The organism is Acinetobacter sp. KAM396 (assembly GCF_021602765.1).
GTDB classification, from domain to species: Bacteria; Pseudomonadota; Gammaproteobacteria; order Pseudomonadales; family Moraxellaceae; genus Acinetobacter; species Acinetobacter towneri_A.
The window spans coordinates 12,700-34,550 of the sequence record NZ_BPPH01000025.1 but is presented as its reverse complement, the minus strand read 5'-3'; the positions used below and the strand labels follow the sequence as shown (position 1 = coordinate 34,550).

The 21,851-nt window shown below is 40.3% G+C and carries 11 protein-coding genes and 3 pseudogenes; 12 read left to right on the top strand and 2 right to left on the bottom strand.

What is annotated here, in order from left to right:
* A pseudogene (locus tag L6C30_RS11220) lies at positions 1 to 159 on the bottom strand (IS21 family transposase); the annotation flags it as partial.
* A gap of 151 nt (positions 160 to 310) precedes the next feature.
* Here L6C30_RS11220 and L6C30_RS11215 point away from each other — a divergent pair.
* The 7 genes and pseudogenes from L6C30_RS11215 to L6C30_RS14990 form a co-directional block, all read left to right on the top strand.
* Positions 311 to 982 (top strand): hypothetical protein, encoded by a 672-nt coding sequence (locus L6C30_RS11215; RefSeq protein ID WP_236095247.1) that lies wholly within the window; start codon positions 311 to 313, stop codon positions 980 to 982.
* Entirely contained in the window at positions 979 to 6,048 is a 5,070-nt protein-coding gene (locus L6C30_RS11210) for a tyrosine-type recombinase/integrase (RefSeq protein ID WP_223129266.1), read from the top strand. Before L6C30_RS11215 ends, L6C30_RS11210 begins: the two co-directional genes overlap by 4 nt.
* Positions 6,049 to 6,767: 719 nt before the next feature.
* Entirely contained in the window at positions 6,768 to 8,402 is a 1,635-nt protein-coding gene (locus tag L6C30_RS11205; RefSeq protein WP_236163090.1) for an HNH endonuclease, read from the top strand.
* Positions 8,403 to 8,480: 78 nt separating this feature from the next.
* Positions 8,481 to 8,883 (top strand): annotated as a pseudogene (locus L6C30_RS11200) (class I SAM-dependent methyltransferase); the annotation flags it as partial.
* A gap of 75 nt (positions 8,884 to 8,958) precedes the next feature.
* Positions 8,959 to 10,130, top strand: a protein-coding gene (locus tag L6C30_RS11195; protein ID WP_236095244.1) for an IS3 family transposase whose coding sequence is annotated in 2 segments (ribosomal slippage) — positions 8,959 to 9,193 and positions 9,193 to 10,130 — 1,173 coding nt in all. Because the reading frame shifts where the segments join, the coding sequence is not laid out codon by codon here.
* A 300-nt stretch (positions 10,131 to 10,430) separates the two neighbouring features.
* Positions 10,431 to 11,663, top strand: coding sequence for an ATP-binding protein (locus L6C30_RS11190; protein WP_236095243.1), 1,233 nt, complete (start codon positions 10,431 to 10,433; stop codon positions 11,661 to 11,663).
* Between the two features lie 20 nt (positions 11,664 to 11,683).
* Positions 11,684 to 11,803: pseudogene (locus tag L6C30_RS14990) on the top strand (HNH endonuclease); the annotation flags it as partial.
* Positions 11,804 to 11,934: 131 nt separating this feature from the next.
* On the opposite strand, the gene L6C30_RS11185 reads toward L6C30_RS14990, so the two are convergent.
* Positions 11,935 to 12,264 (bottom strand): DUF4236 domain-containing protein, encoded by a 330-nt coding sequence (locus L6C30_RS11185; RefSeq protein WP_004726791.1) that lies wholly within the window; start codon positions 12,262 to 12,264, stop codon positions 11,935 to 11,937.
* A gap of 208 nt (positions 12,265 to 12,472) precedes the next feature.
* On the opposite strand from L6C30_RS11185, the gene L6C30_RS11180 reads away from it, so the two are divergent.
* Genes L6C30_RS11180 through pglX form a run of 5 tightly spaced genes read left to right on the top strand, consistent with a single transcriptional unit; the run spans position 12,473 to position 21,849 of the window.
* Positions 12,473 to 13,339: a WYL domain-containing protein gene (locus L6C30_RS11180; RefSeq protein WP_234115079.1), complete on the top strand. Its 867-nt coding sequence runs from the start codon at positions 12,473 to 12,475 to the stop codon at positions 13,337 to 13,339.
* 10 nt (positions 13,340 to 13,349) lie between these two features.
* Positions 13,350 to 13,961 carry a DUF1819 family protein gene (locus L6C30_RS11175; protein ID WP_236095242.1) on the top strand — a complete coding sequence of 204 codons (612 nt, stop codon included), beginning with the start codon at positions 13,350 to 13,352 and terminating at the stop codon, positions 13,959 to 13,961.
* 16 nt (positions 13,962 to 13,977) lie between these two features.
* Positions 13,978 to 14,553, top strand: a complete 576-nt coding sequence (locus L6C30_RS11170) for a DUF1788 domain-containing protein (protein WP_234115081.1) — start codon at positions 13,978 to 13,980, stop codon at positions 14,551 to 14,553.
* Positions 14,554 to 14,594: 41 nt separating this feature from the next.
* Complete coding sequence (gene brxC, locus L6C30_RS11165) at positions 14,595 to 18,275, top strand: BREX system P-loop protein BrxC (protein WP_236163089.1); 3,681 nt, start codon at positions 14,595 to 14,597, stop codon at positions 18,273 to 18,275.
* A 46-nt stretch (positions 18,276 to 18,321) separates the two neighbouring features.
* Positions 18,322 to 21,849 carry a BREX-1 system adenine-specific DNA-methyltransferase PglX gene (gene pglX, locus L6C30_RS11160; RefSeq protein WP_236163088.1) on the top strand — a complete coding sequence of 1,176 codons (3,528 nt, stop codon included), beginning with the start codon at positions 18,322 to 18,324 and terminating at the stop codon, positions 21,847 to 21,849.
* Positions 21,850 to 21,851 lie beyond the last annotated feature (2 nt).

Genomic DNA, 21,851 nt, shown 5'->3' with positions numbered 1-21,851 from the left:
AAAGAACTGAAATGCATTTTCTAGACCATCGATCCATGCATCGGTACGTTCATGATCATAAAATTTCACGAAAGTCGCTCTGGAATACCCTAATGTTGCGACAAAGGCTTTCAAAGTCGTGTTGTTGCGTCGAATTGTGGTGAAATCCACCTGCATTTGATTTAGTATAAAAATAAGGTTAGTAAATAAATCATTTAATTCAGATACTTTTTTAGTAAACATAAAATATATTTGATTTTATTTTGTTAATTTTGGGACTATGATATTCTATTATTTTAACGCTAAAAATAATTTACCTGTGCAGAAAAAAATGATGACACCATTGCTCATTGATGCATTAACAATATCTGAAGGTAGGTTTGAAAAACCATGCCCAGCTTTAGTTTTGAAAATGATGTTACTCAATGGGGAAATAAGCAGTGAGTTTTCAGAAAAAATTAAAAATCAAGCATTACTACTGCTCGCGATATATCGTAAGTTACTGCTTGCTGTCGATAGGGATTTATGTAAGGTAAAAATTCTAAAGAACAGTGTGAAAAGAAGACACTGGGGAAAAATGGATAAAGCACAGGACAAGATGGTGGTTGCAGACCAACTTCGGCTAAAGCGTTTAGATCCAGAAGAAATGATTTTATTTTTAAATACACAGCATTATCTAAATAAGCTGCCTATTTCCTTTGTAAAAAAACTGGTAGGTTGGGCACCACCAGTGGTGAGTGGTACTTTTTTAATCGAAAATGTTTTAGCTGGTTATATCGCCCAGAAGCTTTTGCCATTAGAAAGAATTAAAGTGAAAGAGCTGGGCAATTCTGTGCAACCCTATTTTCACATAGCTGACTTTTTTGTGCTTTTACCTCAACTAGAAGAACTTTATCAAAAATATCAAAAGCAAATTGTTCGTTTGGCGCCAACGGCAGAAGTTGCTTTAGCCTTAACAGACTTTGGGAAAGCATGGATTTATCGTCTTAGGAGTAGGCTATGAATATTTATTTTAAGCAACTGCTAGAATGGATAAACCAGAATACCCCTATAGAAGAACAAAAACTCCTCCGAGCATTATTTTTATTACGTGCACATTATAGCTTAGCCGGTATCGTTGTCATTTGTCAGCGAATTTTCACCTTGATTGGTGATAATGAATTACCAAAATTTCGTGATGAGCTTAAGACTTTAGAGATCATTAGTGCATTAGAGTATTCTGAGGAATATTCACATTTTTTTTCAAAAACAACGGATAAAAATAAACATAATCCCACGCCGTTGCGCCCCTTTACTGGAGACAGTGGAATTTGTGATTTGCTCTTGCTTAAATCAGGAGAAAATCATAATAATGAGAGTTTTGATGCTGTAATTATTTGGTTTTTAGATCAAATTTTTCATTTTCAAGACAAGGTACATGCTCTTGAGCTTTATAGTAGTTATTTAAAGGGTGATGGAAGCATAAAGCTGAAAGACCAAAAAGGATCTCGTGTGTACAATGCCTTTTTAGCGATTAGGCTATTAGGTGATGCTGGTAATAAACAGATTTTAGAAGATGTAAAAGCATCACTGCTTCAAAATTCCCCGAAACAACTGATTCAGTTAATGTCTGTTCATAATAATGATGAACAATTAAATAAAATTTATTATGCATTAAAGCTATTTTTATCACAAATCTGGCGAAATAATCGGCTAAAAAATAACAAAAAACGTCGAGAGTTTTTACACCGTATAGGGATAAAGCACAAAAAATTGATCCTGCAACGATATGGTTCATTAAGTATTGCTATTCAACCTTTAGAAGATGTAGATGAAATTCATCGTGGTCTAGTCTCAGATGTATTTGAGGATGATGAGATTGAAGAAGATGAAACACCATTGGAGCCCTTGTTTAGATTTTTTTTGGCAGAACAATCCGATTTACTTCGAGGGTTTTATGCATCTAAGTCGACTTCTCAACATATTGAAGCTGCAAATGTTGGTTTAGTTTGGACCAAATCGCGATTGTCCTTAAATTCAATTCAAGAAGTATTTAGACTCTGTCAACCATCTCATACAGATTCCAGCTTGATGTTACGCGCAAAATTAGCTTTGATATTAAGCTTGCTCACCGGACGTCCGGTGGGTGAATTTAAAGCGCCAAGTTTTAGTCAAAATACTGGTCATAATAATATTACTGGTCATAATAATATTACTATTAAGTATGATCATAGTTTATCTGCATATGTATTAAGTGTGTTTGCAGGGACACCGACACTCAAAAAAAAACCAGAAGATTCTAAATTTCATGTGCCATGGACCAATGAATTACATTTGGTTTTACCGATTGAACTCAATGATTTAGTGAGTCAAGTCAAAAATCTTGGGATTACAAGACGTCATATGGCAGTTGAACGTGACGTGAGTGAACTGATTAACCGTTTACCTAAAGAGCTAGAAATCAGCCTCAAAAGCATTCGCGATATTCTTCCACGGTTGTTATATGATCATAGCCAAGGTGATTTAGCTGTCGTTAAAGCAGTGACGAATGCATCAGGTCGAAATTATGATAACTTGATTCATTATGCCTCTTTTGAACAGAGGCAACTTGAGCAACTTTGGGCGGATTGTTTAAGAAAGCTAAATATTGATATTCCTGAATATAGACACTCTTCTAGTGGACGCGTGGGGAGTCCGATTGGGATAAAGATTATTGAAATAAAAAATGAAATTGCACGAATAAAAAATTATATATATCAAGCCAATGAACAGAAAGATTGGCAGATGTTCTTGAAATACTTAATGTCATATACGGAATTATGGATAAATCTTGCCACAGCTGGTCGAGGTATTAAACAACCCTTTCCAAAGTGGATCAGTCAGCAAGGCTGGGCCTTGATTCAAGATAAGCATCATCAAAATGAATCAACTGATCGTTATGTGCCATTGACTCCAGCATTGATCAAACAGATTCAAAGTTTACGTGGTTTGATGGGAATGTTGGGGGAGCAAATTGAGCTACGTGTTGATTTATCATCTTATGCTGTGCAACTGTATGATCCTCATCAGATTAAACATTTAGTTAGAAATTGGGCACGGAAGTTGGTTCGCTCTGATCGTAATCAGTTACCTGGGAGGTTCAAGGACGCTGGACTTGGGCACTGGATACGGGGTCGTCATCCATGGGATATATTATCCGTATTTCCTGTATCAGCCTTTAAACAACAGTGGTTTGATGTACAAGAAAACTTGCAAAAACAATTAGGTTTCGAGTGCATTGAAGATTTTGATTTTTTAAAAATCAAGAATGTTCCTACATTTGTTTTAACCCAAGAGACTAAAACAGCTCAAGTAGATACGAAGCTGAGAATACAATATTCAGAAAATGATGTAAAAGAATGGCTGAAAAACTCAGAGTATGAGTCCTATTGTCCGTTGATTTTTGAGGAAAATCCTGAGCCACAAGTAGCTTTAGAGCTTGGACATCTATTAGCCTCAAATTTAGCTAAAAATAAAAATATTGATTTGCCTCAAGCGATTAAAGCATATTGTGCTTATATTCGCGATGAAGCGAAAATTCCTTTATTCGTTCAGCTACCTCAAAAGGCTCATCGTACATGGCTGACATCTGAAAATAGTTTTAGTACATGGTGTTATATAGAACAAAACTTACTTGATGTTATTCAGAATGATTTAGAAAATTTACCATCACATCAAAATTGTGATGTTGAAATAGGACGTTTGCTGGTTGTACTCTCGATGTATTCACAATTGTGCAGAGTAAGCCATTTACAAGCAATGTTAGAGTTTATTGCTTCTGATCAGCCTATAGTCGCTATGGGATATAGTCGGCTTATTGAGCTGGCAGTGAATAATGATAGATCTGTGACGAAGATACGCCGTACCGTACTGTTAAGTCCTTATGTCTCTACTTTAATTTTAGTAGATCGACAGTATTTACAGCCCCGATTAAAGGAGATTTTAGCACAGTCAAAAAGTCAACAAAGAACGGCTTGGCAAAAGTGTTTTACTACATATCTAAAACAAATTGGGCTTAAGTCCACTCTATCGTTAGCTCAATGGTTGAAAGCTTTACAGCAAAATGTGATGTTAAATAGTACTCCGTTGATTGCAGGTTACATATCAGGCCAAGTCTTGACTGAAGATCTTTCAATAAATGAATTATTACGCTTATCCGAATATGAAAAATTAACCACAGGTTTAGATAGCACTGAGCCAGAAAGTGAAATAGAAATAGGCGATGAGCAACTACATTTGTCTGATATTTTAGCGATGATTCAGCAACTAAAAGGTGAGTCTAGATCAAGCATTTGGCTTAAACAGCTTGCCAATAATAAAACGAATCACTATTCAGTCAATTTATTAACGTGCTTTGTGCAATGGTTGATTTTACGCTGTGATGCAGAAGAGTTAAGTCTACAGAATCGAAATATGATTCATCTACATTTGGCCATCGTCAGTGCAGGTGTATTGGGGTTTTCAGAAGATTTAACAAAAGATAGCCAGATTGATGAAGATGTGTTTCAAAAATGGATGGAGTTGACGCAAGAGCATTTTCCACATCGCAAGCATCTCGCTGCGTGGAATCGCTTTAGGGATTTTTTAATTCAGTTAAATGATGATCGTATAAGGTTACAAAAGCGTACAGCGCATCAAGCAAGTGCTAAAGTTTTTTCAAAAAATGAAGTGCGGCAGATCGTTCAAATATTACAATCTGTAGAATCTGGGGTGAATGATACTGTTTTACGCCTAGAGATTCAGCGTCATTTTCGTTTATCTGCGGCGATGGGTGTACGCCGTTCAGAGGCGCTTCATTTACGGCCCTTAGATATTGATGAGGATATGCTCAGAATTCGTCCTTATGGTGAGCATCAGTTAAAAACACTTGGATCAGAACGTGTTGTTCCGATGAATTTATTAAGCCAGACGATTAAAAAGGGATTAGATGATATTTATAAGAATAAAAAAGATTCAATATTAATTTCCGATGAGAACAGTGAGCATAGGACTTTTTTTGATCAAATATCTCAAATATTAAAGAAAGTCACTGGAGATGTTGATCTCAGCTTACATCATTTAAGACACACGTTTGCAAGTGCATATACTTTAAAGTGTTTGCAAACAGTGGTGGATTTTAAAGCCCTGACGATAGAACTGCCATGGTTACAAACTTGGATGCCATCGAATGAGCAATTTAATACGCTAGTAGGCAATGAAGGACAGGTTGGGCAAGGGATTAAGGCGATTAGTCGAGTGCTTGGACATTTACATGAATCGACAACATTAAAGCATTATATTCATATCTTATTTCTAGCTACTTATGCCTATAGCATGCAACAACAGCAACCCAATTTACATACTGCATTTTCTTACCGAGTCATGAGTCGGAGTAATTTATTCAGGCATTTCAAAGCGATTAACCAACAGAATGGTAATCTAAAATATGAGTTGAGAGATACCATCGAAAAATATGTGCTCAAAAAAATAGAAAGTCAGAGGTGGGTAATCTATGCTCAAAAAAGAGGGAATTCGACGGGTAAAGTAATTAAACACGAACTGTTTCAAAAGATTGAAGATATTGAGCGGTATCTTATTTCTGGACAGGGGCAGCCACAATTAGATATTGAGTCCTGGAAGAGAGCTTTAATTACGATGTCAAACATTCCTTCAGGTAAACGTGGTTCAAATATAGGAAGACATCCATTCTTGACACAAGGAAAATTAGCACGTTTGCCTGAATTACTAAGGGCTGTAGATTTTAATTCCGCACAAGAGATTTTAGAGCGATTTGATTATTTAGAACAAAACCAATCAGAAACTTACAATTGGTTAATAAAAAAATGGTTGTATGAAAGTAATGTAACAAAAGTATTGATGCATTTTACGGCAGAGGATGAACCTATGCTTTCAATCCTTACAGAACATCAGTTTTTTCCGATAGTGATGAAACATAATAAATATGATTATTTTAGAATTATGTCTCAACAAGCGTCATTAAGCGCCGTGCGATGGGTACTAGCATGGTTGAGTGTACGATATTTGGCGATTGGAGATCATATCAGAATATAAGTATATATGACTTACGCACGCTTTATTACATAAAGTTTTGAAAGACAGCGCTACCTTAATTGTACTAGCTCAAACCTGATCTGACAGTTACCCATTTTTTTTTGTGCCTGTCAGGGGTTTTGTTGCATAAATATCTAAGAGTATGATTTTGTTTAATTTGTGCAACAAATCCGAGTTTCGTAGCTAATTACTTTATACATCAACTAAATATTGTAGAAATTATAAGATACTCATCTGGTATGCCTCTAAAATTATAAGTAATTATTTTTGAATCAATTGATCAAATATTAATCATAAAATTTGACCAATTGAATTTATGTACATAAGATAAAGATGTTACAGCAAAATCTGTGACCAGGCGTGGAAACCTGTTACTCAACGAACTAAAGAGTCGCTTTTAGTGGCTCTTTTGTGTCTACATGGCGCTTTTATGGTAAGCCAAGTAGGGCAGTCTTTGACTGGCCGTTTCGTTGAGCGGTATTTCCACACCCTATTTGGTTTGCCTCCATCTCGTGGAAAGGATGTTGGCAAACAACAATTAATCAACGAGGCTTCAAATGAAAAATTATCCCATCCCTATTTTTATTATCTCTAGCAAAAAAGTACTTTTGAATTAATCACCTGTTTTAATTCTAACAACCTACTTAAATTTTAAATTAATGCCTTCATAATTTCGTAATTACACGAGATATAGAGAAGTATTGCCTAGAGAAAATAAAATGGCCCGTACTAAGCTTTTAACCAATATTATTCAAAGAAAAATGATGGTGCCTGACGAAATGTCGCACTCAAATCTGCACCATAACTTTGAAATATCACTTTATGACTTCGCCAACCATGAGATCCTAGAAAAACTATATAAAGCAGACAATCAACGCTCCACAGAGTGCTGGAGCCCTGCTGAAATTCAGGAGTTTATTCTAAACTGTTTGAATGATCGTAATGTCAATTTATGCGTTCGCTATTGGAAAGATGCTGCTGGTAATATTTATATCATCGATGGTGGGCACAGGATTTCAATTATCTATGCTTGGATCAAAAGATACTTTATTGATGAGCAAGTAATAGGAGCCCCAAAATTCACGGCACCACAAAAACGAGATATTCGTCAGATTCGTAATCGATTAGGTGGATTAGCTGATTTTCAAGAGTTATGTAGCGATTCTGAGTTTCAGCAAAAATTAAAATCAACCAAAATTAATTTTATTGAAGTCATTGGGACACCTGAGGAAGCTCGAAAAGCCTTTTGTTCAATCAATTCGGATACGAAGCGATTAGATCCAGATGAAGAATATCATTTACAAAATAGGGGAAGTGATGCTTTTTATGTGATCTATGCGTGTTGTTATATAAACGATAATAAATCCAACTTGGCTGAACTGAATTACGAGCGGATAAATGAAGTGATCACTTTGGGTGAGCAAATTCATGATCATCTTTTTAAGATAATACTTTTAGAGCCAGATTTAACACACGGTAAAAAAATCGGCTTGGTCAATGAACTCCTGAATATCATGTTTGGTGATACTAGTCACAATACTGTGAATATAGACCAAGGTCAGCGTGTAGAAAATTTAATGCTAAAACTTAGAGTTGTGCTGTGTCGTATCGCTACACCACCAATTAGTATTCGGATTCCAAGTTTGGGCTTACACCCAAAACTATATTTTTATAAAGATAATCGTTTTCAAGTGACATCCTTTTTAGCCTGGTTCTCTATCGTCTGTGAAATTGAAAAAGACTGTTTTGAAATACAGAATAAAAAGATAGATTTTATTGGATTTACTCGAGCACGCCGTGGTGTTGAAAGTTTAATTGAAAAAATTCCTGTGGCCATCAAAGAAACTGTCGGTAAGTTTGGTAGCGGCATCAGATCACATGAGCGATTGAAGAACGTGTATCAAGCATTCATCTGTATTGGACTCAATATGGATTTAGATTTTGAAGATGAAGTTTGTTTGAACACCGTCATTCTTTCGATGAGTCAATCATTTGATTATATTAATTTTAATGATTTTTACCTTGACCGTTTTGGTGGAGATTATGATGAGAGCATTGTGGATGATGTTGTGAGCTTTGTGAAATCAGTAAGACTAACAAAGAAGAAAAAACCTCTAAATTTTTCAATCGCGACCAAAAGAAATCTTTATCAACGTGAGGAAAGGAAAACTTGGAGCTATTGTGAAGTATGTGATAGCGCTCTATACCTTGAATCAACTGAAGTAGATCATCGAGAATCCAAAGCAGAAGGTGGTTACGGTATTCTAGAAAATGGAGCAATTATTCACCCGATATGTAATCGTTTTAAGTCAGATCGTGCTTTGGAAGAAGTAAGAGCAGATTTATTTGACTAAAAAGATAAGGGAGCAAATGCTCCCTTATCTTTTTGTTTTTTAGTAGACTGGGGTCAGTGTTTAGCCTAAGCAACCAATATGAAAACAATAGACTATTACAACCAATACGCAGATCAATTTTTACAAGCCACGTTGTATGTGGATATGGAAAGTCTATACCAACCATTTTTAGCTGAGGTGCCAGATTCAGCACGGATCCTGGATTTAGGCTGTGGCTCAGGGCGTGACACTTTGGCTTTTAAAAATAAAGGCTATTAAGTTGATGCTATCGACTATTCTGAAGTATTGGTCGAACGAGCGACCCAACTGACTGGTATCGCTGTACAGCAGCAAAGTTTTTATGAGCTTGATATACACGATGTTTATGATGGGGTATGGGCATGTGCCTCTTTACTACATTGTGCTCGTAATAGACATCCCTGATGTTTTAAAACGTATTCATGCTGCATTACGCCGTGGCGGTGTGTGCTATATATCTTTTAATGATCCTAGACAAAATAATGGACAGCACGTCCCTCTAAAGATAACGTAACTTTAATCTTTGGAGATTCAAGAAATGGCTAAACGTTTTAGTCCCAAATTTAAACAGCAAGCGATTGATTATGCACTTTCAAACTCACACGAGTCTGTAGCTGCAATCGCCCAGAAATTAGGTGTGGGTTATTCAACATTAGATAAATGGATTCGTGAAACCAATCCGGCAGGTTCAAGCAAACGTCAACTTTCACCAGAACAACAGCGGATCGTGGAATTAGAGAAAGAAGTCAAACAGCTCAAGGAAGCCAATGACATCTTAAAAAAAGCGCATGTGTACTTTCTAACAGATCATGCCAAGAAAAGTACACGGTAATTCAAGATCTAGATATGAATGAAGTCACCGTATCTTCTGCCTGTAAATACCTAGGTGTCAGCACTTCAGGCTATTATGCCTGGCGAAAACGTCAAGCCAATACGGCACAGAAATATAATGACTTAAAAGCCGTATATTGGCAGCATCATGCACGATTGGGTGCACCTTCATTAGTACATGACATGCATGATTTAGGTTACAACATGAGCGAACGTACTATTGGAAGGATGCTAAAAAAGCTTGGTTTACGTAGCAGGATTGCACGTAAATACAAGCATACGACTGATTCAACCCATCGTTTGCCTACAGCACCCAACTTGTTGGATCGCCAATTTACAGTTACTCAGCCTAATAAAGTTTGGACAACGGATATTACCTATATCCGAACTAAAGAAGGCTGGCTGTATTTATGTGTGATGCTAGATCTATTCAGCCGTCGTATTGTGGGTTGGCAAACCAGCCATCGAATAGACCGCCAATTGGTGTGTGATGCGTTTCATTATGCAATGGCTCGTCAGGGTTATCCAACGGGTGTCATGGTGCATTCGGATCAAGGTAGTCAGTACTGTAGTCGTGATTTTAGGGCGCTATTATTGACGAATAACTGCGTTCAAAGTATGACGCAGTCTTGCGCAGTACACTGCTCATGTTGGGATAATGCAGTGACCGAAAGCTTCTTTCATACATTGAAAGGTCATGTGGTCCATGGCAGTGTGTTTGCCACTCGAAAAGAAGCGAATACTGTCTTGTTTGACTATATTGAGATTTATTACAATCGGGTCAGAAGGCATTTCGCAAACGGCTGGTTAAGCCCAGAAGCCTTTGAACAGAAATATTTTAAGAATTTAGAGGGATTTGTTGTCCACGATACTGTCTAGGATCACTTATAGTGACTTAATTTACTGTTTTCTATCATGATTCTAGACTAAAATATCTATTCTGCTAGTCTAGAGCCTTTATATAGCAGTTAACTCGTAGCATCAATGAAATAACATGACATGGAAAATAATCAAAAAAGATAGAATCTAGATTTTTATTACATTTACTATCCGTATACTTCAACAGCAGCTTTGAATGTTTCACTTAACCTTTAAACTTTTATTAAAATTAAATATATTCACACATGTATTCTAAAATTTGATAGAATTTATTAAAACTTTAGATTCTAAGTGTAAATAATGAGAAGCGCTAATATTCGACGTGATGGTTACTTAAAATTTCTGAATACATGGCAAGACCGTGATGTCATTAAAGTACTTTCAGGTGTGCGTCGCTCTGGAAAATCCACCTTATTGGCGATGTTTCAACAAGACCTAAAAGCACAGGGTGTACAAGCCGAAAACATCATTGCCATCAACTTCGAATTTATGGAATTTGAAGAACTCACCGATTACCGTAAACTACATGATTATGTACTGTCTAAAGTTGATAAAAGTAAAAAAAACTACGTTTTTTTAGATGAAATACAACATGTTACAAATTTTGAGAAAGTAGTCGACTCTTTATATGTTCGAGATTATATCGATTTATATATTACAGGCTCAAATGCATTCTTTCTGAGTGGAGAACTTGCGACTTTACTCACAGGACGCTATATAGAGCAACATGTTTTACCCCTTTCATTCCAAGAGTTTAAACAGTGGCATATTGAAAATAATCCGATCATCCAACAATTATCCAATCGTGATTTGTATGCCATGTACACGCACAGTAGTTTCCCCTATACGCTTGCCATGACTAGTCAGCAGGAAACCTATGATTACTTGCAAGCGGTCTATGCCAGTGTAATGTTTAAAGATGTTATTCCTCGTTTGAATACTGCTGATATTAACTCTCTCGAGCGTGTCGCAAGATATTTGGCAAGCGTGACAGGCTCACCCATTTCCATCAATAAAATTAAAAATACCTTTGTTTCAAGCGGGGTTAAAATCTCATTTGAAACAGTAAAACGCTATATTCAGGGCTTACAGGACAGTTTGCTATTTTATAGTGCCGCACAATTTAAAGTACGTGGGCGTGAGTTATTACAATCCTCTGAAAAATACTATTTAGTTGATGTCGGATTGCGCCGGATTATGTTGCCTGATGCTAATGCTGATCAAGGTCATATCTTAGAAAATGTGATTTATCTTGAGCTTGTCAGACGAGGTTATACGGTCTATGTAGGGCGGGTTGATGAATATGAAATTGATTTTGTTGCTGTCGATACTTTACAGAATTTAACTTATTATCAGGTGGCATTAGAAACTCTCAATGAGGAGACACTCAGCCGAGAGTTACGTCCATTACAGAAAATTTCTGATTCATATCCCAAGTATTTACTTACCTTAGACACCATAGGGACTGAAGCCAATTATAATGGTATTGTAAAAATGAACGCTCTTGATTGGTTGCTGTCTGAAAATAAATAAAGTGGAGTGTAGGCATCGACAATCCAATTTCTCGATCAAAGCCCAAGGCCTTTTCAGCATCATTCAAGAATGTATTCAAGCATAATTTCTGCTCCAATTGTGATGGATCGATTTACCTCGATTCGATTGAGTCAGACCATCATGATTGAGCCAGAGTCGCTTACTGAAAGTAGCGAGAATTGCGCTGGAGTTTCTGAAGGATATTAATTCCTTAGTTTGCCCATTCATCCATGTGGGCATTTTTTTTGATCAAAATACAATGTTGTTCTTGCTAAAAAATGACGGCACCTACAATAAAACACAATATTCCAAAAATAATCCAAGGCCAGATCTTTGTCTTCGGTTGTTCTAAATTCTGAGGATTATATTCCGTGTGTTCTAGCGATGTCGGTTGTGGAACACGGGTCTTTTTAGAGTAAGGCTGGTGTTTAGAGTAAGATAGTCCCGTACCTGGAATGCCGACACTGGTTCGCGTACCTTTTTTCCCAATATTTAGAGAAGCACCAGGTTTGCCAATGCTGGCACTGCTGATGCCTTTATGGGTCAGATTAATTTTAAAACCCGGGAATAATTTAATACTTTTACGAAATCTAAAACCCATATTGCTCTCATTCTAAAACTTAGCTCAATTCACGCGCTATACCAGGATCCATGATCTGCTAGAGATCGTACTTTGACGGCTATCATCAGGATACTAGTATATTTTTTATCTGGTGATTGCAATACTACCTTAAAATACCGTCAAAAATCTTTACTGTATATTTGCTGTAGGGTAATCTTAAAACTACTATTTATTGACTGATTGGTATATGACGACAGATAAGCATGAAGTCCTTCTCAGAATGAGAGCCATTGAACTCCTTGCATACTGGGAAGGTCGTTTGGTTACCAATCGTTTAATGAGCTGGTTTGGGCTCAGTCGACAGCAGGCTTCTGCGGATATCAAGCGTTACAATACGCTGTATAACCCAGATGCCTTGATTCATGACCCCTCCGTCAAGGGTTATGTGCCTAAGGCCAGCTTCCAGCCTGTACTGACTACAGCGCACATCAATGAATATCTTAATATGCTGTCAGGTTTGGTTAGTGAATCGCATACCCTGATTGCGACACCAGAACCGAATCTTGCAGCAGTTCAATTACCTGATCGCAGTGTACGTCCTGAAGTGATTCGGGAAGTTTTGCGTGCCTGCCGAAACCAAAACACTTTAAAAATGATTTATGCCTCCATGCAGAATCCGCAGTGGCATGAACGCATCATTTCCCCACACACCCTGGTGTATACCGGTTTTCGCTGGCATGTCCGTGCCTATTGCCATCAGAGCAAGCAGTTTAAGGACTTTTTACTCTCCAGAATTGATCGCACACCTGTTGTGGTGGCGATTGAGTCAGTAGACCCTGCTCAGGATCAGCAATGGCATGAAGAAATTGTACTGACGCTGATCCCTAATCCAAAATTGAATGAAGCTCAAAAAGCGCTAGTTGAAAAAGACTTCGGCATGCCTGATGGCAGATTACAGATTCCGGTGAAAAAAGCCCTGGCTCACTATACTTTGCAGCGATATCAGGCCGCGATCACGCTGGCTGAGGCGGATGATGCCTTGAAATATCCCTTGGTACTACAACGCTCAGATATCGAAAAGCTGTCGTCTTATCTGTTTGATCAGGCCTCATAGGAGATTGGCCATGTTAGAGCAATTTCATTATGACAGTGACCTAATTGGTGGCTCACTGATGGTACGTGAAAGCCGGCTGATCGCGGGTCTGTTATTACGAGAGGCGACTCCAGAACAATGGCATCAGGCGATTCAGGTGGACAATATTCTGCAAAAAAGAACTGCGGCTTCGGCGCAACGCAATGCCACCGCTATTCGTAAGCGTCTGGAGCGCTTGGAGCCTGATTTCTGGAAAGCACTACGTGATGGGGATGATGAGCTGGCGACCCAGGTGGCTTTTTGTGGCGCATTGGAACGCAACCTGTTGCTGCTTGAGTTTATGGAAACGGTGATGAGAGAGGCCTATATCTCTCAGGCTCAATACCTGGACAGTTATATCTGGTCAGATTTTCTGGAGGAGCGTTCACAACGAGATCCGGATATCTGTGATTGGAAAGAGTCCAGCAAGAAAAAAATGGGGCAGGTGGTGTTTCGCATGCTGGCAGAAGCCGGTTACTTAAAAAGTACCCGTAAGCTGGAGTTGCAGCGCGTGATCGTCAGAGCAGAGCTGCGTAGCCTGTTGGAAGAACATTATAAACAACGCATTAAAAGATCTATGGAAGTGTCGGTATGGACGCGTTAGTTGTAGAGGGGCAGCAATGAGTCAAACAATACATGAGCGTCTGAACCAGATTCCAGAGCGAATTCTTTCCACCGAGTTTCTCACCGGGCAAGGACTGGGCAATGAAATTGGCTTCTGGATTTTTGATTATGCACCTGAAGATGAGTTGAAAGTGCGCGAATATCTGCATTTTCTAGACGGGATGCTGGAGAAAAAACACAGTCAGCTGAAGGTGGTGAATATCAACCTGCTGCAAGCCGTGGTGGATTATCTGGCTGAGCGTAACTTCATCGATAAAGCCATTCAAATGCAAAAAGCCAAAGGCGATGATGCGCTGCTCAAAGCGCTGAAAGGCCCACTGCATATGGATAAGTTCGCGCCCTATCTGGTGAGTAAATATGCCACCAATGCGCAAGATATTGTGTTGATGACTGGGGTTGGGTCGGTTTGGCCACTGTTACGTGCCCATCACTTATTGAACAGTTTGCATTCGTTACTGGGGCATAAGCCAGTGGTGCTGTTTTACCCAGGTTATTACGACGGTCAAGCGATGAGTTTATTTGGAAAAATTCCAAGCAATAATTACTACAGAGCATTCAGATTAGTGCCTTAAACACGGCAAATAGAAATAAGAATTCGGGGGAATGGATTGAGATGAACATTAAAGAGCTTTTTTACAAGCCATTAGATCGTGCGATTAACGGGGTCGTAAAAGCAGACCAGAATGACAATACCACGGTTTATCAGGAACTCGATGAGTATGTGGTCACCAATGAACTGGAAAAGCATTTTCGGGACTTTTTCCAGTCTTATGGCACAGACCTGAGCGATCCTTCGATTGCCAACCGTGTCGGCGTATGGATTTCGGGCTTCTTTGGTTCAGGTAAATCACACTTCCTGAAAACCTTGTCGTATATTCTGGCCAATAAAGTGGCACGTGATGCGGAAGGTAACGAGCGTAGCGCCGCAGAATTCTTTGATGAAAGCAAAATTCGTGATGCGTTTATCCGTGCGGATATTGGCAAGGCGGTCAGACATCATGCCGATGTCATCCTGTTTAACATCGACAGTAAAGCCAGCTCCAATGATGATGGCAATCCGATCCTGAATGTGTTTTTACGTGTGTTTAACGAGTATCAGGGGTTTAGCGCGGATCATCCACATATTGCCCATATGGAACGTCACCTGAGCCAGAAAGGTGTCTACGAACGCTTTAAACAGGCGTTTGAGGAATCCAGTGGCATGTCCTGGCTAGAGGAGCGTGACGGTTATCAGTTCTATCAGGATGATGTCGAAACTGCGATTTCTCAGGCACTGAATCTATCAGCAGAAGCAGCGCATAAATGGTTTGAGGATTCTGAGCAGACCTTTAGTGTTTCGGTCGATAACTTCTGTCAGTGGGTGAAAGAATACCTGGACAGCAAAGGACCCCAGCAACGCATGTTGTTTCTGGTGGATGAAGTGGGGCAGTTTATTGGCAGCGATACCCGCTTGATGCTGACACTGCAAACCATTACTGAAAACCTGGGTACGATCTGTAAAGGCCGCGCTTGGATTATCGTCACCTCGCAGGCAGACATCGATGCTGTTTTAGGTGAGATGTCTTCTTCCAAAGCCAATGATTTCTCCAAGATTGCTGGACGTTTTAAAACCCGGTTATCACTGTCCAGTTCCAATACCGATGAAGTCATCCAGAAACGTTTATTACGTAAAACCCCAGAAGCTGAAGCATTGCTCAGATCGGTGTTTGAGCAAAAGGGCGATATCTTAAAAAACCAGATCACCTTTGACCGTTCAGGCCCAACACTCAAGAACTATGAGGGTCCAGACAGCTTTATCAATAACTATCCTTTTGCGCCGTACCATTTCCAGCTGGTGCAGAAAGTTTTTGAAGAAATCCGTAAGGTCGGTGCGACCGGTGCACACCTGGCCTATGGTGAACGGTCCATGTTGGATGCGTTCCAGATGGCCGCGAATGCGATTGCTACAGATGAAGTCGGTGCCCTGGTTCCTTTCCACCGCTTCTATACTTCAGTGGAAGGATTTCTGGATACAGCAGTGAAGCGTACCATCGACCAGGCAGGGCAGAATAAGACCCTGGATGGTTTTGATGTGCAGATGCTGCGTACCCTGTTCATGATCCGCTATGTCGATATCATCAAAGGTACCTTGGATAACCTGGTGACTTTGTCGATTGAGAAAATTGATGAAGATAAGCTGGCATTGCGCAAGCGGATTGAAGAGAGCCTGCAGCGTCTGGAAAAAGAGAGCCTGATTACTAGGAATGGTGATGAGTTCCTGTTCCTGACCAATGAAGAACGCGATATCACCCGTAAAATTAAAGCCACAGACTTAGCGGCTTCAGAAGAAAATAAAGAATTAGCCAATCTAATCTTTAAAGATTTACTGCGCGATCAGAACAAATACCGCCATCAAGCCAACAAGATGGACTATCAGATTGGACGTTTTCTGGATGGTCATAGCCTGGATGGCAAGTATGAGAGCGATTTGAAAGTTGAAATCATTTCTCCACTGGATACGGAATACAACCTCTACACTGAAGCTTACTGTATTGGTAAAAGTACTCAGGCTGAAGGACAAGTGCTGTTTAAACTGGCAGACGATAAACAGTTCTTTAATGAACTGCGCACCTGGCTGAAAACCAATAAATTCATCCGCTTAAATGATGATGGCACTCAGTCCGATATCACCCGTATTCTGGCAGACCGTGGTCGTGAGAATCAGGAGCGTAAAAAACGTCTGCGTGTCCGGATCGAAGAAATGTTGCTGGACGCGGAAAGTTATGCCTTGGGTCAACATTTACAACTTTCATCTTCAAGTCCAACCACCAAGCTGGATGAGGCTTGTCGTTATCTGCTGGAAAACACTTATACCAAACTGAGCTATCTGCAGGTCTATCAGCAGGATGCCTGGCGTGAGCTGAATGCCGTCTTGACTGTAGATGATATGGCGCAGCTCGGATTGTCTCTGGATGGCGGTCAAAGCAATCCGAAAGCCCTACAGGAAGTGGAGCAGTACATTGCACTACGCGCCACTGGTACAGAGCGTATTCTAGTCTCAGATGTGATAGATCGTTTTGCCAAACGTCCTTATGGCTGGCCAGATGCCGAGATTTTACTGCTGGTAGGGCAGTTGGCGGCAATGGGGCGGATTTCACTGCAGTTAAATGGCGGCAGCTTACAGTTAAAAGATGCCTTTGAGCCTTTACAAAACAGCCGCCGTCGCCGTGATGTGTCGATCATTAAAAAGCGCCAGACTGATGATCAGGTGTTGAAACAGGCACGCCAACTCACCCAAGACCTATTCTCGGCCATGGGACCAGCGACTGAGAAAGAGCTATTTGAATTTTATTTGCAGCATTTTAAGACTTGGTTAGCCAACTTTAAGTCGTACAAAAGCAAAACTGATGTCGGGCAGTTCCCGGGTAGGAAAGTCATTGAACGGTCAATTCTGACTTTGGAACGTCTGCTGGCGAATAGCGACAGCTTCGATTTCTTTAAAGCGGTGGTTGAGAACAAGAATGACTATTTGGATCTGGAAGAAGACTATCGTGACATTCATGAATTCTTCAGCAACCAGATGCCAAGCTGGCAACAACTGCAACAGGCTCTACGTCATTTTGAGAAAAACAAACAGGCGCTGGGCAGTGATGAGGTGGCAAAAAAAGCCCTGTCTGAATTACATCGTATTGCCACCCTTGAATCGCCCTATGGCCTGTTAAATAAAGTGGCTGATTTGGTTCGCACAGTGGAAAGCGTCAATGAGCAATTGCTGACTGAGAAGCGCAATCAAGCGATAGAACACATTGATGACAAGATCAAGCAGTTAGAAGCCGAGATTAAAAACAGTGGCATCGCTAGCGCTGAGCTGAGTAACAAGCTATTACGCCCACTACAACTGCTAAAAACGGATATTGAAGTGGAAACTAGCCTGTCCACCATCTATATGCTGCAAACCCAAACCGCCGTCGAGCGTTTTGATGAAGCCTTGTATGAGTTGGAAAGCGAAGTTCAGGCGGAAATCCAGCGTCAGGCCAAAGCGGCACAACTGGCTCAGAGCAAAGCCGAGAGTGTAACCAACACTGCAACCACCTCCAGCCCAGTTACATCAACACCTGCTGTGAGTCCGGTACAGCCTGCGACAGCCGTAGTGCCACCGAAACCTGTTGTCGAAGTCGATGTCGCCAGCATTTACAGCAAAAGCTCAAGTAGTGTCTATCTGGAAACAGAAGAATCAGTGGATCAGTTTGTAGACGCACTCAAAGCTGAACTGAAAAAAATCGTGAGTGATAAAAAGCGTGTGCGTATCCGCTAACTCGGGTTAGGGATATCGGCATCAGTCATTAATTAAAGGTTTAAAGATGAATACCAGTCATATTAAAAAATACGCACCGCAAGCACGAAATGATTTTATCGCAGCGATGCGCAAGCAGGCCGCCAAATACGGCATCACCGCAGACAGCATTTTACCGGCAGAACAGAAAGGCGACTTGCTGCTGATTGGCGATCAGGTTTTTCCGCTATCAGTCATGAAACCACGTGAGAAGCTGATCAAACGCATTCAAACCAGCAGTTTTGAGCAGACGATTGATTATATCGCTTATAGCTGGTTTAACCGTCTCTGTGCCATTCGCTACATGGAATGCAAAGGCTTACTGGATCATGGTCGCCGTGTACTCAGTAGTGCCGATGGTAGTGCAGGCTTGCCACAGATTCTGGAAGAATGTCTGGATATTGACCTACCAGGTTTAGATGCCAGCCGTGTGGCTGAACTGAAGCTGGATGGCAATAAAGACGAAGAGCTGTATCGGGAACTGTTACTGGCTCAGTGTCATGCGTTGAATCAAGTCATGCCACTCTTGTTTGAACAGGTTTCTGATGAGTCAGAACTGTTACTACCTGACAATTTAACCAAAACCGACTCCTTGATTCGTGATCTGGTCAGCAGCATTCCAGAAGAAGACTGGTCGGATGTGCAAATTATTGGCTGGCTGTATCAGTTCTATATTTCTGAAAAGAAAGATCAGGTGATTGGTAAAGTCGTCAAGAGTGAAGATATTCCTGCAGCGACGCAACTCTTCACCCCAAACTGGATTGTAAAATATTTGGTGCAAAATAGTGTCGGCCGCTTATGGCTGATGGCACAGCCTGATAGTACGCTGGCCAGTGAGTGGGAATATTATATTCAACCAGCCGAACAGACGGATGAGGTCAATGCACAATTAAAACAACTGATTGATGTGCGGATCAGTGAAGATGGCGATACTTTAAACCCTGAAAGCATTACAGTACTCGATCCTGCCTGTGGTTCGGGGCATATTCTGGTGGAAGCCTATGATTGCCTGAAAGCGATTTATTTAGAACGTGGTTACCGCAGCCGTGATATTCCACGTTTGATTCTGGAAAATAACCTGTACGGCATTGATATCGATACCCGTGCAGCACAGCTCGCTAGCTTTGCACTGCTGATGAAAGCACGTGAGGATGACCGCCGTTTATTTAGCAATCCACCGAAGCTGAATATTATTGCGTTACAGGATAGTCAGCCAGAACGTTTAGATGCATTCAGTCAGGACTTGGTAAGTACCGGTATTGCACAGACAGATTTAAAGGAACTGCTGGATTTATTTGAACATGCCTCAACGTTTGGTTCTTTGATTCAAATCCCTCAAGCATTTTCTAGAAAGCTGCCTGATTTAGAAACAAAGCTGAATACAGCATCAGAGTCTGGGGATATTTTTGTGCAGCAGTCAGCACAAGAGTTATTGCCTTTAGTACAACAAGCCAAATTACTCGCTAAACAATATGATGCTGTGATTGCGAATCCGCCGTATATGGGCGGTAAGGGGATGAATCCAGCACTTAAAGATTTTGCGAAAAAGAAATTCCCTGACAGTAAGTCAGACCTATTTGCCATGTTTATTGAACGTGGGTTTGAATGGTGCAAAGACAGTGGCTTTAACAGTATGGTCACTATGCAAAGCTGGATGTTCTTATCGTCTTATGAAGCGATGCGTGAAAAACTATTAAAAGATCGTACAATTCAAACTATGGCACATTTAGGTGCAAGAGCATTTCCAGAAATATCGGGTGAAGTGGTACAAGCGACTGCATTTGTGATGCAAGGTAAACATTTGAATGGGTTCAAGCCAGTATTTTTTCGACTTGTGGATACAGAGCAGAATCAAAAAGAAAATGAATTAAAAGCAGGACTAAATCGCTTTGATTCAACGATTCAAGATGACTTTAAGAAGATTCCTGGTAGTCCTATTGCTTATTGGCTTACTGAAACAGATAGAAAAGTTTTCACTGAATCCGTTGAATTGAAAGATATATCTTCAATTAAGCAGGGATTAGCTACTTGCAACAATAATCTTTTTTTAAGGGCATGGCAGGAAGTTAGTATTCTGAAGGTAGGTTTTGGTAATACTGATTTAGAACAAGCATATTGTTCTGCTAAAAAGTGGTTTCCTTACAATAAAGGTGGTGGTTTTAGAAAATGGTATGGGAACAATGAGTTTCTTGTGAATTGGGAAGATAACGGTCTTGCAATTCATGATTATTCGAATCTTCCCTTAGATTATAGTGGTGCGCCTGTACGAGCCAAAAACTTTTATTTTAGAGAGGGAATAACCTATGGGTTGATTTCTAGTTATGGTTTTAGCGCTAGGCGAGTATATGGTGGATTTATATTTGATGTCGGTGGATCTATGATTTTTCCACGATTAGATATAACCAAGTTACAGGCTTTTTTATGTTCAAAGCTTGTTGAAAGATTCTTACAGGTATTGAATCCTACCCTAAACTATCAAGTGGGAGATATCCAAAAACTACCAATTTTGGAAAAAGCATTTGAGTCGGTTAATAGTAATTTTCAAAAGCCTATAGACATTGCTAAAATAGACTGGGATTCTTATGAAACTTCCTGGGACTTTACTCAAAACCCAATTATTCGTACGGGGCAGCCAAACCTAGAACAAGCCTTTAACACATGGCAACAGCAAAATGCTGACGCCGTGGCTGAAATGAAACGTCTGGAAGAAGAAAACAACAAGCTATTTATTGACGCTTACGGTTTGCAGGATGAACTGACGCCAGACGTACCGGACGAGCAAATTACCCTCACCCGTGCCGACCGTGAGAAAGACAGCCAGCGTTTAGTGTCTTATGCACTTGGTTGCATGATGGGGCGTTATAGCTTGGACGAACCAGGTTTGATCTATGCCCATGCAGGCAATCAAGACTTTGATGCCAGCCGTTATCAAACATTCCCAGCCGATGCTGACGGTATTATTCCATTGACCGAAATGCACTGGTTTGAAGATGACGCAACCCACCGTATCCAAGAGTTCTTAACTGCGGTTTGGGGGAAAGACACACTGGATGCCAATATGCAGTGGCTGGCAGAAAGCTTAGATAAAAAAGCAAGTGAAACAGCTGAAGATACCATTCGCCGTTACCTCGCCAGTAAGTTCTATAAAGACCATATGCAGACCTATAAAAAGCGTCCAATCTACTGGTTATTCAGCAGTGGTAAACAGGGGGCTTTCCAGGCGTTGGTGTACTTGCACCGCTATAACGAAAGTACCTTGGCACGTATGCGTACCGAATACGTGATGCCACTGATTTCCAAAATGGCTGCTTATGCTAATTCTCTGGAAACAGCAAAAGAAAGCAGTGACTCTGCGGCTGAAATCAAACGTATTGAGAAAAAACTGCAAGATTTACATAAGCAACAGGCTGAACTGAGTAGCTTTGAAGAAAAACTGCGCCATTATGCCGATCAGCGTATTACGTTAGATCTGGATGATGGGGTGAAAGTGAACTATGGCAAGTTTGGCGACTTGCTGGCTGAAGTTAAAGCGATTACTGGGGGTAGTGGGGAATAATC

Excerpts from the sequence above, each read along its gene's own strand:
- L6C30_RS11215 (WP_236095247.1), top strand. The coding sequence starts at position 311 with ATGATGACACCATTGCTCATTGATGCATTAACAATATCTGAAGGTAGG.
- L6C30_RS11210 (WP_223129266.1), top strand. The coding sequence starts at position 979 with ATGAATATTTATTTTAAGCAACTGCTAGAATGGATAAACCAGAATACC.
- L6C30_RS11205 (WP_236163090.1), top strand. The coding sequence starts at position 6,768 with ATGGCCCGTACTAAGCTTTTAACCAATATTATTCAAAGAAAAATGATG.
- L6C30_RS11190 (WP_236095243.1), top strand. The coding sequence starts at position 10,431 with ATGAGAAGCGCTAATATTCGACGTGATGGTTACTTAAAATTTCTGAAT.
- L6C30_RS11185 (WP_004726791.1), bottom strand. The coding sequence starts at position 12,264 with ATGGGTTTTAGATTTCGTAAAAGTATTAAATTATTCCCGGGTTTTAAA.
- L6C30_RS11180 (WP_234115079.1), top strand. The coding sequence starts at position 12,473 with ATGACGACAGATAAGCATGAAGTCCTTCTCAGAATGAGAGCCATTGAA.
- L6C30_RS11175 (WP_236095242.1), top strand. The coding sequence starts at position 13,350 with ATGTTAGAGCAATTTCATTATGACAGTGACCTAATTGGTGGCTCACTG.
- L6C30_RS11170 (WP_234115081.1), top strand. The coding sequence starts at position 13,978 with ATGAGTCAAACAATACATGAGCGTCTGAACCAGATTCCAGAGCGAATT.
- brxC (WP_236163089.1), top strand. The coding sequence starts at position 14,595 with ATGAACATTAAAGAGCTTTTTTACAAGCCATTAGATCGTGCGATTAAC.
- pglX (WP_236163088.1), top strand. The coding sequence starts at position 18,322 with ATGAATACCAGTCATATTAAAAAATACGCACCGCAAGCACGAAATGAT.